Here is a 12,634-nt window from a genome sequence, read left to right on the forward strand (position 1 = left end):
CGCCCCTCGCATGAGTCCTCGGAAATCCTTCAGACCTTCATGCGACGACGCATCGTCATGCCGGCGCCGGCGAGCAGGACGCCGAACATGGCCAGGCCCGCGACGCCTGCGCCCGTGGAGGCAAGACCGCCGCCGGACGTCGTACCGGCACTACCGGTACCGTCACCAGGATTCACGCCGCCGTTCGGCTTATCGGAATTCCCGCCGTCCGACGTCGAATCCGACGCGAAGCCCAACTTGATGTCGGCTGTGGTGATGCCGTTATCTTCGGACAACGCATCTCGGAAACGCTGCAGTTCCTCGTCGGACAACGTCCTGCTGACCTCGACGGATCCCGCCGACGGGCCATTCCTCTCGCCGGTGAAGTCGAAATCACCGAAGCTGCCGAATTCCACGCCGTTGGCGCTGACCGTCACAGTGTCCGGGCGTTCCTCGTCCGTGGTGAACGCCAGACCGCTGACGGTGAAGCTCACCGTGTTGCCGTCGATCCTCACATCGCCGAATCCCGCGCTGTGACGGGATTTGGACGCCTCGATCCTCGGATGCGCTTCAAGGTATTCGGAGAAATCGTTGAAATCGATGTATCCGGTGGTCGTGTAGTCCGTCCCTTGCGTGAAGACGGTGAAATTATCGCCGCCGGACAGCAGGAACGTGTTGCCGGCCACGGTGAAGGCGTCGGCGTCCCGTACGGCCTTGCCGTCGACGGTCAGGTCGAACACTTCGCCGAAGGTCTTTTCGACGCCGTCCACGGTCCTCGTGTACGTGCGGTAATGGTAGTCGACATTGCTTGACAGGCCGAGCCACTGCACCGGACGCTCCGGAGCCTGGGCGGTGCCGTCCTCCGCGTATTCCAACGGCTGCCATTGCTGTTCGAGCATCGTCTTCAACTGCGCGCCGGTCAATGTGACGACGGCGTTCTCGTTGCCGAACGGCAGCACGTCATGCGCTTCCTTCAACGTGATGACGCCGTCGTTGTCCGGGTCGAGATCGTCGCGCAGACCGCCCGCGTTGATGACGCCGACGTCGGCATGCTGCCCGTGTTCGGTGGCCGCCCACTTCGCCACGTCGCCGTTGAGGATGCCCAGGGTGGATTCGACGCCGCGGTTCTCGCCACGCGTCGTCAGATCGCCCGGAACGCTGGCGCCTCGATTGAAGGTGGATCCTTCGGCGATGGTGCCCAGCACCGTTTCGCCCTGTGCATCGGCGGCCTTTTTGGCGTCGGCGTAGATCGCTTCGACCGACGAGTCGGCTTCGTACAGCGGATTGCCGTCCGCGTCGAACACGTCGTGTATCCGCGCTTGCGCCGTCACCTGCGCTGCGGCGCCCGTGCCGTCGATCCGTAGGTCGACGGTGGAGAAGGCGGTGCCGTAATTCGCGGTTTCGACGATCGGAGCGCCGGAATCGGTCTTGGCGGTCTGATTGATATGCGTATGTCCGGCGAGCACCGCATCGACGTTCTCGTTGAGGCCGGTCAGCGCATTGGCGTCGGCGTGCACCAACGCGACGACCGCGTCGGCTTCGCCGTTGGATTCGTCGCCGTCGGACAGCCGGTCGGCGTATCCGTTGACCGCGGCGATCGGATCGGTGACGGTGACGCCGCTCATTCCGGCGGGCGAAACGGATGACAGCAACGTATCGTATATGCCGCCGATCAGCGCGACGCGCTTGCCGTCGATCTCTTCGATGACGTACGGGCTGACCGCGTCGTCCAGTCCGCCGCCGCTGACGTTCGCCGCCAGGTATCGGGCCGGTTCCATGGTTTCGACGATACGGCCCGCCAGGTCGGCGGCGCCCTTGTCGTACTCATGGTTGCCGGTGGCGGAGGCGACCAGTCCCATCGTCTTCAGCTGTTCCATCGCCGGAACGTCGTCGGCGATGGACGATTCGAAGGCGGACGCGCCGACCAGATCGCCCACGCCGACGAACAGCGTGTTCGGATGCTCCTGCCTGGTCGCGTCCAACGCGCCCGCCAGATATGCGCCGTTCTCGATGTGGCCGTGGAAATCGGTCACGCCGAACAATGTCACGTCAACGCCATCGGCAGGTGCATCGCCGACCGCCACATAGCCCATACGCAGCGAATAGCCGTCGGTGACTCCGTCATCGGACCAGAACACCTGCTTATACAGTGTGCCGTCCACGCCGCCGTCCACTGCGGCGGCGGTGCTGTCGGGAGCCATGGCGAAGCCCTCCGAATTCGCGGAAGCGATCGCGTCCGGTTCGGCGGTCAGCGTCGTCACACGGAAGGCGCCGTCCTGTATTTCATATGTGGCCAGCATGGATTGCTGCCGGTCATTGTCCCCTTGCGCCAGCAGCACATCGTCATCGCCGTCCCACATCAGATCGCGCGGACCGCTGTACTTGGCCGCCAAAGCCTCGGCAGGCAGGTCGGCAACGGCGACCAATCGGGCCGTATCGGCACCGGCTTCGCTCGACAGCGCCACCGCATAGACGCCCCCGGTCTTCTCCAGCGCGAACAGGAACAGACCGTCGTAATCATTGTCATACCGCTGCGGGTCATACGTCTCGCCGTTCACAGTGCGCAGACCGTTGCCGGTCAGGTATTCGTTGGGAACAAAGGCCACGCCTTCCACGCCGAGATTCGCGTCGTCGCCCTCTCCGAGCGTCACTCCGGCCTCGGCAAGCACGTCAGTGAGATCCCACTCGTTGACGGCAGTCAGATCCTGAGCTCCATCACCATTGAGGTCGGAGGTCGTTCCGGTCGCATCGTAACGCAGGATGGACGGCCGTGGCTTGTTCTTGTCGGTGTTGTCGCGTTCCGCGCCGATGAACACGCCTTCCGAAGCATCGCCGTCAATCAGCGTGATGCCTTCGGAGTCGACGCCGCCCTTGCCGTCCTTGAAATGCAGCTGCTTGCCGCCCTTGACCGTGCCGTCGGCGGTGGTCCAGCTCCAGCCGTTGTCGGGATCCTGATGCCAGGAGCCGTCCGTGGCCTTCACGAAACGGTTGATCGACCCTGCGCCCTTGTCCTTCGTCTCGCCCAACGTCGGATTCAGGTCGTTGTCGGCGGCCCACAGCACGTCGCCGTCCGCTGAACTCTCATATGCAAGGCCGGACAGGTTGCCGTCGGTATGGTCGCCCAACGCGTCGCCCGCACCGAACTCATCTTCGGAATCAACGACGGTCACATGGTCCAGTCCGTTCCATGCGGCGACGGGCATGGCCGCGGTGCCGCCGTCGTCTCCGTCACCGGCGTCGCCGGAACCATCCGCCCCTTCCTGTTGCATGCCGTCGGCATCGGAATTCGCCACATACACGGCATCGTCCACGCCACCGTCGGGGAAGCGGAAGCGAAGCACCTGCTCGCCGTCGGCATTGTATACACGCACCGTGTCGTCCTTGCCCAGACCGATGTCATACGTGCCATCGGTCAGATCGAAGGTCATATCTCCCGCAGCCGGCAGCACCGTATCGGCCGCGATTTCGTAGACATGATCGTCCTTGTCCTTGTCATCACGGATAGTCCAGTCCGTCAGATTCACCGGTTCCGTGGATTTCGAGCCAAGCGTCACCGTGTCCTCGCTCACGTCGACGCGTTTGATGTACACGCCGCTGGCCTCGTCCTTGATGACATCGTCAGTCGATTCGACGTCGTACGTCGCCGCTGACCGCTGGGCCGCCTGTTCGTCGGCATACGACGGCGCCGCGACGCCAAACGACAAGGTCGCCACCGTCGCGCCCGTGACAACGAACGCCGCGACGCGTCGCCACGATACGGCGAACCTATACGCACGCTCCTTGTTCATAGGTCCTTCCCCTCTACGATTCGAGCAGGCGACGTCATTTGGCGTCGCCTGCTCGAATCGTAGAATCACGAAGTGACGGACCCCTCCATATCAGTCAAATTCGACATGACATGTCGGTAAACTCACCATGAATGCCCCATTCATTGGTCCTAGACCTGTCCGTCGGCGTCCTTCTTGCCGTTCGTTCCGGCATCCGGGCCAGTCCCCTCGCCGGCGACGCTCGAATCCGATTCCTTGCCTTCGCCGAATCTGAACAGCTCCGAGATTTCAGGCAGTTCCATCGGCTTATGCTCCACCTGGCTCTCCGGATGCGTTTCGTCGTAGCCCTGCATGTAACGGGTGTGACGCCATTGGCGGATCGACGCATTCGTGCCGCGATGGTGCACATGATACTGGCGCGGGGTGCCGCCCAACGGCAGTTCCTGCACTTCCTTGGCGACGGCGATCTGGTTGACGTTCGACGGATCCATGATGGCGATCGGCGCGACCGGCTCGGGTTCGGCCGGGGCCGCGGTACGCTGCTGCATGCGCGACGGCAGCCATTCGGCCAGACGCGACAACAGCCAGCAGGCCACGAAGTAGATGACCGCGGCCATCACCAGCGTCTGCAGAATATTGAAATACATGGAGCCGAGTCGACGCGACTCCTGCAGCAGGTCGGTATACATGATGATCGAGCCAAGCGCGGTGTCCTTCAGCACGACCACCAGCTGCGTGACGGCGGCCGGCAGCATCGCGTACACGGCCTGCGGCACTTCGATCTGCATCAGCGACTGCGTTCGGGTCAATCCCAACGCCAGCGACGCCTCACGCTGGCCTCCCGGCAGATTGCCGACGCCGGAGCGCACCAATTCGGCGACGACCGAACCGTTATACAGCACCAACGCCAGCACGACGGCCCAATAGGAGGAATCCGACAATCCGGCGAACGCGAACCAACGCCAGAAGAAGATCATCATCAACAGCACCGGCACCGCGCGGCAGAATTCGACGACCACCGCGGAAACGGCGCGGATCAGCGTGTTCGGCAGCAGACGGCCGATGCCGAACAGCAGGCCGAACACGACCGAGCCGACCACGGCGACGATCGTCGCCTTCACGGTCATCCATAGGCCGGGAAGGTAGAAATCGGTCCAGGCTTCCTTCTCCAGCGCGGGCTTCCACAACTCCCAGCTCAGCTGGTTTTCGCCTTCCGGCGGATTGTGCAGGCGCAGCAGCACCGCAATCAGGACCAGCGCGAAAACAATGCCGGCCGCCCAATTGAAGATACGGATCAGTCGACGGCCTTTGGGACCGGGCTGGTCGAACAGAATCGAGCTTTCATTGCTTGCCATCGCGCGTCACCTCCTCACCGCGAGCTTGTTGGACAGGTACGTCGTCAGCATGCCGATCGGAATGATCAGGATGACATAGCCGAACGCGAAAATCAGGAAGATCGAAACGATCACATCCGGACGGAATTCGATCATTTCACTCATCAGCGACGAAGTCTCCGTCGAAACGGATGCGGCCGCCGCGACCGTGGAATTCTTCAGCAGTGCGATCAGCGTATTGCCCAGCGGCGCCACCGAGCCGCGGAACGCCTGCGGCAGAATGATCTGCGTCGCCGACTGCATGAAATTCAATCCAAGCGCACGCGCCGCCTCGGCCTGCCCGAGCGGCACGGTGTTGATGCCGCTTCGCAGCGACTCGCACACGAACGACGCCGTGTACAGGCTCAGACCGGTGACGGCCAGCCAGAAGAAATTCGTCGAGAAAGTGTCGGAAAAGCCCAGCTTCAGCTGCGCGTACACGCCCAACACCATGAACACCATGATGATGGTCAGCGGCAGGTTCTTGAACAATTCCACGTAGGCGCCGGCCACCGTGCGCAATGACGAGACCGGACTGATGCGCATCATGACGAGGATCACGCCGAGAATCATCGAAAACAGCGCCGACCACAAGGTCAATTCGATATTGACGAGGAACGCGCCGGGAACATCGTATTCACTGAACAGTTCGATGAAGGATTCCATCACTTCTCCCCCTCGTTCGGCGTCGGAGGATTGTATTCCTCATTCGGCTCGTAATCGGTGCCTTCGGTGTTGTCCTTGATGGCGCGATCCCATGAGCCGTCCTCGATCATCTGCACGATCGCGGCGTTGATCTTCTTGGCGAATTCGGTGTCGCCCTTCTTGATGCCCACGCCGTAGTATTCCTGCGTGAACGGTTTGCCGACCACTTCCAGCTTGCCGCGGGAGGCGGAGGCCAGGCCCGCCAGGATGATGTCATCGGTGGTGACGGCGTCCACGATGCCGGAGAACAATGCGGTCGCGCATTCGGCGTAGCCGGGCTGTTCCATCAGCTGCACTTCGGAGGCGAACTTCTCCTTGACCGTGGCCGCGGACGTGGAACCGGTCACCGAGCACAGGCGTTTGCCGTTCAGGTCCTCCGGGCCGTTGATGGAATCGTCGCCCTTGCGCACCAGCAGATCCTGGCCTGCGATGAAATACGGGCCGGCGAACGATACGGCCTTCTTGCGTTCGTCGGTGATCGAATAGGTGGCGAGGATCATGTCCACGTCGCCGTTCTGCAGCATGGCCTCACGCTGCTTGGAGGGGGCTTCCTTCCAGATGATCTCGTCTTCGGAATAGCCCAGTTCGCGGGCGATGTAGGTGGCGACGTCGACGTCGAACCCGACATAGGTGCCGGACTTCTTGAAGCCCAGCCCGGGCTGGTCGAATTTGATGCCGATGCGGATTTTGCCCGCTTCGTCGGCCGACCCGCAGGCGGCCAACGAGACCACGCAGGCGGCCGCGCATATGCCGGCAAGCGCACGTTTGAATAATCTCATGGCTGTTCTTTTCTCTGTATCTTCGTTTCTCCGTCTCCGTTCCGCGCTGCTGCGTCGTGTCGACGCGTCGTCAGTGCGTCAGGATCTTCGACAGGAAGTCCTTGGCGCGGTCGGTCTGCGGATGTTCGAAGAAGTCTTCCGGCGTGCTCTGTTCCAGAATGCGGCCGTCGGCCATGAACACGATTTTGTCGGCGACCTTGCGGGCGAAGCCCATCTCATGGGTGACGCACAGCATCGTCATGCCTTCATGGGCGAGTTCGACCATGACGTCAAGCACTTCGTTGACCATTTCCGGATCCAGCGCGGAGGTCGGCTCGTCGAACAGCATCACCTTCGGCTGCATCGCCAAAGCGCGCGCGATGGCGACTCGCTGCTGCTGGCCGCCTGAAAGCTGGGACGGCATCTTGGACGCCTGGGAGTCGACGCCGACACGGGCCAGCAGGTCCATGGCAAGGTCCTCGGCTTCCTTCTTGTCCATGTGACGGACCTTGATCGGGGCCAGCGTGACGTTTTCGAGGATGGTCTTGTTCGCGAACAGGTTGAACGACTGGAACACCATGCCGACCTCGGCGCGCAGGCGCGCAAGCTCCTTGCCTTCCTGCGGCAGGGGTTTGCCGTCGATGCGGATATCGCCGGAATCGATGGTCTCCAGGCGGTTGATCGTGCGGCACATCGTGGACTTGCCGGAGCCGGAGGGTCCGACGATCACCAGCACTTCGCCTTTGTCGACGGTCAGGTTGATGTCTTTGAGCACATGCAGGTCGCCATAGTGCTTTTCGACGTGGGTGAGCTCAACCAGCGGTCGGCCATCGGGACGAGAGCCCGGCACCAGCGGCGTCTTGGGACGCGGTGCGGTATATTCTTCTATCTTTTCTGCCATAAAGGGTCAGTATAGACGGGTCATGTTACCGAAGGGCGTCCGGATTCCGCAATGCATACGAAGGCGGGGCCCTCCTGATCGAAGGAAGGCCCCGTCTGATCGACGATGATTATTACTCCTCGTCCTCTTCCGGATCGTAGTCGACGCCGGTTTCGGCGCGCTGTTCGGCGCTGATCGGCGCCGGGGCTCCGGTCAGCGGATCGCGGCCGCCGCCGGCCTTCGGGAAGGCGATGACGTCGCGGATGGAGTCGGCGCCGGCGAGAATGGCCGCGGCGCGGTCCCAGCCGAGCGCGATGCCGGCATGCGGCGGAGCGCCGTACTTGAAGGCTTCGAGCAGGAAGCCGAACTTATCGTTCGCTTCCTCTTCAGTGATGCCGAGCACATCGAGCACGCGGTCCTGAATGTCGTCACGGTGGATACGCACGGAGCCGCCGCCCATCTCGTTGCCGTTGCAGACGATGTCGTACGCGTCGGACATGGCGTGTTCCGGATCCTTGTCGAAGGTGTCCAGCCAATCCTTGGACGGCATCGTGAACGGGTGATGCATGGAGGTCCACTTGGAGTGGCCGACCGCCACGTCGTCGTCTTCCGGATCATCGGTCGGCTTGAACAGCGGGAAGTCCACGACCCAGGTGAACGCGAATTCGTTCGGCTTGAGCAGGCCGGCGCGATCGGCCAATTCAACACGCACGGCGCCCAGCAGCGTCTGGGCGGATTCGCGGCGGCCGGCGGCGAAGAACACGGCATCGCCTTCCTCGGCGCCGACGGCTTCCATCAGGCCGTTGCGTTCCTCTTCGGACAGGTTCTTGGCGACGGGGCCCTTCAGCTCGCCGTTCTCGCCGAAGACTACGTAGGCAAGGCCCTTCGCGCCGCGCTGCTTGGCCCAATCCTGCCAGGCGTCGAACTGGCGGCGAGGCGTTGCGGCGCCGCCCTTGAACACGACGGCGCCGACGTATTCGGCCTGGAACACGCGGAACGGGGTGTTCTTGAAGTAGTCGGTCAGCTCGACCAGCGGGTTGCCGAAGCGCAGATCCGGCTTGTCGGAGCCATACTTGTCCATGGCTTCCTTCCAGGTGATGCGCTGGATCGGCAGCTGGATCTCATAGCCGGCGGACTTCCAGATGGCGGCGATGACCTTTTCGGCCATGGCCATCACGTCTTCCTGGTCGACGAAGGCCATTTCCATATCGAGCTGGGTGAATTCCGGCTGGCGGTCGGCGCGGAAGTCCTCGTCACGGTAGCAGCGGGCCAGCTGGTAGTAGCGTTCCACGCCGGAGACCATCAGCAGCTGCTTGAGCAGCTGCGGGGACTGCGGCAGGGCGTACCAGGAGCCCGGCACCAGACGGGCCGGCACGACGAAGTCGCGTGCGCCTTCCGGCGTGGACTTGATCATCGTCGGGGTTTCGACCTCGGTGAAGCCCATCTCGTCCAAGGCGGCGCGGGCGGCCTTCGCCATGTCGGAGCGCAGCTTGAGGTTGTGCTGCATGGACGGGCGGCGCAGATCGAGGTAACGGTACTTCAGACGCACGTCCTCGCCCGGCAGCTTGTTTTCGGACTCGTTTTCGAGTGCGGTGGACACCTGGAACGGCAGGGCGTCGGACTTGGCCAGCACTTCGATGCTTTCGGCCACGACTTCGATCTTGCCGGTGGCCAGATGCTCGTTCTCATTGCCTTCCGGACGCAGGCGGACTTCGCCGACGATGCGCACGACGAACTCGGAGCGCAGCGGACGCGCCATCTCCTCGTCATAGATAACGACCTGCACCAGACCGGTGGCGTCACGAAGATCGACGAAGGCCACACCACCGTGGTCACGACGACGATCGACCCAACCGGCGAGCGTCACCTTCCGGCCGACCAGTTCCTCGGTCACTTCGGTGGCATGATGTGTTCTGTAAGCCGTCTGGCTCATGCTTCCTCTTTTTCTTCCGTTTTCGATATCAACCGATGATGTTTCCGCCGTCCGTTCAGGCTTCGACGGCAACGGTTTGCCGGGCAACCACACTATCCGGTTCCCAAGACCGTGCATCGGCGGCCTGCTGGTCGCCCGTGACGATGTTCTTCACCTCGTCCGAAGCGTTCTCCTCGTTCCTGTCCGCCGGGAACCACACGTACGGGATGCCGAGCTTGTCGGCGTACTTGATCTGCTTGCCCAGCTTGGCCGCGGTCGGCGCCACGTCGGCGGCGATGCCGCGTTCGCGCAGCTGGTTGGCGATCAGGTTGGAGGCGGCGCGATCCTCCTCGTTCCAGACGGCCACCATCACCACAGCCGGCGAGACGCGATTCGCGTGCGCCCCCGCCGTATGCAGCATGTACGACACCAGGCGGGACAGGCCGATGGACAGGCCCACGCCCGGATACTTGCGGCTGCCCTGCGTCGCCAGATTGTCGTAACGGCCGCCCGAGCAGATCGAGCCCAACGAGGACGCGCCGTCGAGGAATGTTTCATATACCGAACCGGTGTAGTAATCCAGGCCGCGCGCGATCTTCAGATCGGCGATCACGGCGCCCGGGCGAATACGCGCGGCGGCGTCGACGATCATCGCCAACGTATCCAAGCCCTGTCGCGCCAGCACATAGGCGTCGCTGTCGGAGGCGATGCCGTGCTTGGCGCACAGGGCATCGAACTTTTCCGACAATTCCGCGCCGTCGGCGGCGGTCAGCTCGGCCAATTCAAGGCAGGCCCGCGCCTGCGCCTCATCGGCGCCGCATTCCTCGACCAACAGCTTCGCCACCTCGTCGGCGCCGATCTTGTCGAGCTTGTCGATCTCGCGCAGCACGCCTTCGACGTCCTCAAGACCAAGGCCACGATAGAAGCCTTCCGACAGTTTTCGGTTGTTCGCATGCACCGTCGCCTTCGGCAGGCCGAATTCGCGGAGGCGTTCCAATGCGGACACCATCACCAGCGGCAGCTCGACCTCATAATGATCGGGCAGATCGCCGTTGCCGATCACGTCGATATCGGCCTGCACGAATTCACGGAAACGTCCTTCCTGCGGGCGTTCGCCGCGCCAGACCTTCTGGATCTGCCAACGCTTGAACGGGAACGCCAAATCACCGGAATGTTCGACGACATACCGGCTCAGCGGCACCGTCAAATCGAAATGCAGACCAAGACGATCCTCCACCGGCGTGTCGGATTCCTGCCCGACTTCCTGCAAACGAGACAGCAGATAGATCTCCTTGCTGGTCTCCCCCTTCTTCAGCAGGCTCGAGCCCTGCTCTACCGCTCGGGTCTCAATGCCGATGAAGCCATTGAGCTCGAATACCTCTCGGAGCGTGTCGATAACACGCTGCTCCACAACACGTTCAGAGGGGAGCCACTCTGGAAATCCTGAAATAGATGCGCCTTTTGCCACGATTCCCTATAATAAATGAGGTTGCGGAAAACACTATGCGCCTTTTCGGGTCCTCAACACCTTGATTTCCCGGTTCCAGGGCATGGTTTGTCCGCTTCCTCTCCACCACATGAAGCTGAAGGAGCTGGCCATGGCCGACGAGACCGTCACCCCCAAAAACATTGAAAACACAACCACGCAGGCAACGACGCCCGCCGCACAGGAACCGGCCCCGGCACCCACCCCGGCCACAATGAAACCGCATGCTCCGTCCCCTGCCGCTTTCGCGAAGAAGGCCCCGCAGCATGTCGCCGCGCCGGCCGCCGCATCGGGCTATTCCGACGCCGACGTGAAGGCCGCCGAAGCGTTCGGGCGTGTCGACGACAACGGCACCGTGTTCGTCAAGGAAGGCGAAAACGAACGTGAGGTCGGCCAATTCCCGGATGTGTCCAAGGAAGAGGCGCTGGCCCTGTACGCACGCCGTTACCTGGACCTGAAGGGCAAGGTCGACCTGTTCGCCAACCGTCTGCAGGCCGAGAACATCAAGCCGCGTGAAATCGAGGAATCCGTCAAGACGCTGGCCGAAGAGCTGGCCCAGCCTGCCGTCGTGGGCGATATCGCCGCGCTGAAGGCGCAGTTCGACGCGGTGAAGGCCGCAGCCGACGCCCGCCGCGCCCAGATCGCGCAGGCCCGTAAGGAAGCCGTGGCCAAGGCCGTTGCGGAACGCACGGAAATAGTCGAAAAGGCGGAAGCCCTGGCGGCCTCCCTGGGTGACGGCACCAACTGGCGTTCCACCGCCGACAAGTTCCGCAACCTGTTCGAGCAGTGGCAGGAGCACCAGCGCACCACCGTCCGCATCGACAAGGCCGACGCGGACGCGCTGTGGAAGCGCTTCTCCGCCGCACGCACCACGTTCAACCAGGCCCGCCGCAAGTGGGCGCAGGCTCGCGACAACGAACGCAACGCGGCGAAGGACGCCAAGGAAGCGATCATCGCCGAAGCCAATGAGATCAAGGATTCCACTGCTTGGGTCGAAACCTCCCGCAAGTTCAACGAGCTGATGGACCGTTGGAAGCACGCCGGCCGTGCCGGACGTAATCTGGACGACGAGCTGTGGGCACGTTTCCGCGAAGCCGCCGATGCGTTCTTCAACGCCCGCCAGGCCGACCGCGATCAGATCTCCTCCTCCGAAAAGGAGAATCTGGCCAAGAAGGAAGCCCTGCTGGTCAAGGCCGAAGCCCTTGTGCCGGTCAAGGACGAGGCCGCCGCCAAGCAGGCCCGTCAGGCTCTGGCCGCCATCCAGGAGGAATGGGATCAGATCGGTTATGTGCCGCGCGACGACATGCGCCGCATCGAAGGCCGTCTGGACGCCGTCGACAAGCAGATCAAGGCCGTTGAGGACGCCGCCTGGAAGCAGACCGATCCGGAGGCCGACGCACGCAAGTCCAGCTTCGAAGAGCAGCTGACCGCTCAGCTCGCCGAGCTCGACGCCAAGATCGCCGCCGAATCCGACGCCAAGAAGAAGGCCAAGCTCGAAGCCGAAAAGGCCACCAAGGAACAGTGGCTGAACGCCATCAAGTAAGGTCATCTTCTTAACTTGCACGGCAATCGCCTAAAGGGGTGGTGTCGCGAATCTCTTAAGGCTTCGCGACACCACCCCTTTTCCGTTTCCGTCCTCGCGCCCCGCGCCTGAACTGCACCCCAAAAGTTGGATTGGAAATATTCTGATCTGATTTTTGGAGGTACGGTTTCTCATGTCACAGGACGGAAGAAGACGTTACAGCGACCGGTACATGCGACGCGTCGCCGGTCT

General features: G+C 62.6%; 8 protein-coding genes. 1 reads left to right on the top strand and 7 read right to left on the bottom strand.

The features are described from left to right. Positions 1 to 29 precede the first annotated feature (29 nt). The 7 genes from AC1AX7_RS08925 to hisS all read right to left on the bottom strand — a co-directional run bounded on the left by AC1AX7_RS08925 (position 30) and on the right by hisS (position 10,842). Positions 30 to 3,767 carry a 5'-nucleotidase C-terminal domain-containing protein gene (locus AC1AX7_RS08925; RefSeq protein WP_476509730.1) on the bottom strand — a complete coding sequence of 1,246 codons (3,738 nt, stop codon included), beginning with the start codon at positions 3,765 to 3,767 and terminating at the stop codon, positions 30 to 32. A gap of 149 nt (positions 3,768 to 3,916) precedes the next feature. Further along, a complete protein-coding gene (locus tag AC1AX7_RS08930) occupies positions 3,917 to 5,101 on the bottom strand; it encodes an amino acid ABC transporter permease (protein ID WP_476509731.1) in 1,185 nt (394 codons plus the stop codon). 6 nt (positions 5,102 to 5,107) lie between these two features. Further along, positions 5,108 to 5,785 (bottom strand): amino acid ABC transporter permease, encoded by a 678-nt coding sequence (locus AC1AX7_RS08935; RefSeq protein WP_476509732.1) that lies wholly within the window; start codon positions 5,783 to 5,785, stop codon positions 5,108 to 5,110. Then, entirely contained in the window at positions 5,785 to 6,603 is an 819-nt protein-coding gene (locus AC1AX7_RS08940) for a glutamate ABC transporter substrate-binding protein (RefSeq protein ID WP_476509733.1), read from the bottom strand. The genes AC1AX7_RS08935 and AC1AX7_RS08940 overlap by 1 nt, the downstream gene beginning before the upstream one ends. Before the next feature lie 70 nt (positions 6,604 to 6,673). Beyond that, positions 6,674 to 7,483, bottom strand: coding sequence for an amino acid ABC transporter ATP-binding protein (locus tag AC1AX7_RS08945; protein WP_476509734.1), 810 nt, complete (start codon positions 7,481 to 7,483; stop codon positions 6,674 to 6,676). Positions 7,484 to 7,595: 112 nt separating this feature from the next. Beyond that, the gene (gene aspS / locus AC1AX7_RS08950) at positions 7,596 to 9,395 is read right to left on the bottom strand and encodes an aspartate--tRNA ligase (protein WP_476509735.1); all 1,800 of its coding nucleotides are present in this window, start codon (positions 9,393 to 9,395) and stop codon (positions 7,596 to 7,598) included. Between the two features lie 55 nt (positions 9,396 to 9,450). Continuing rightward, positions 9,451 to 10,842 carry a histidine--tRNA ligase gene (hisS, locus tag AC1AX7_RS08955; protein WP_476509736.1) on the bottom strand — a complete coding sequence of 464 codons (1,392 nt, stop codon included), beginning with the start codon at positions 10,840 to 10,842 and terminating at the stop codon, positions 9,451 to 9,453. Between the two features lie 130 nt (positions 10,843 to 10,972). On the opposite strand from hisS, the gene AC1AX7_RS08960 reads away from it, so the two are divergent. Then, complete coding sequence (locus AC1AX7_RS08960) at positions 10,973 to 12,403, top strand: DUF349 domain-containing protein (protein WP_476509737.1); 1,431 nt, start codon at positions 10,973 to 10,975, stop codon at positions 12,401 to 12,403. Positions 12,404 to 12,634 lie beyond the last annotated feature (231 nt).

The sequence above is a fragment of the Bifidobacterium sp. LH_449 genome (genome assembly GCF_056356755.1).

What these genes read in the sequence shown, in the direction of transcription:
- AC1AX7_RS08925 (WP_476509730.1), bottom strand. Translation starts at nt 3,767, where the DNA reads ATGAACAAGGAGCGTGCGTATAGGTTCGCCGTATCGTGGCGACGCGTC.
- AC1AX7_RS08930 (WP_476509731.1), bottom strand. Translation starts at nt 5,101, where the DNA reads ATGGCAAGCAATGAAAGCTCGATTCTGTTCGACCAGCCCGGTCCCAAA.
- AC1AX7_RS08935 (WP_476509732.1), bottom strand. Translation starts at nt 5,785, where the DNA reads ATGGAATCCTTCATCGAACTGTTCAGTGAATACGATGTTCCCGGCGCG.
- AC1AX7_RS08940 (WP_476509733.1), bottom strand. Translation starts at nt 6,603, where the DNA reads ATGAGATTATTCAAACGTGCGCTTGCCGGCATATGCGCGGCCGCCTGC.
- AC1AX7_RS08945 (WP_476509734.1), bottom strand. Translation starts at nt 7,483, where the DNA reads ATGGCAGAAAAGATAGAAGAATATACCGCACCGCGTCCCAAGACGCCG.
- aspS (WP_476509735.1), bottom strand. Translation starts at nt 9,395, where the DNA reads ATGAGCCAGACGGCTTACAGAACACATCATGCCACCGAAGTGACCGAG.
- AC1AX7_RS08960 (WP_476509737.1), top strand. Translation starts at nt 10,973, where the DNA reads ATGGCCGACGAGACCGTCACCCCCAAAAACATTGAAAACACAACCACG.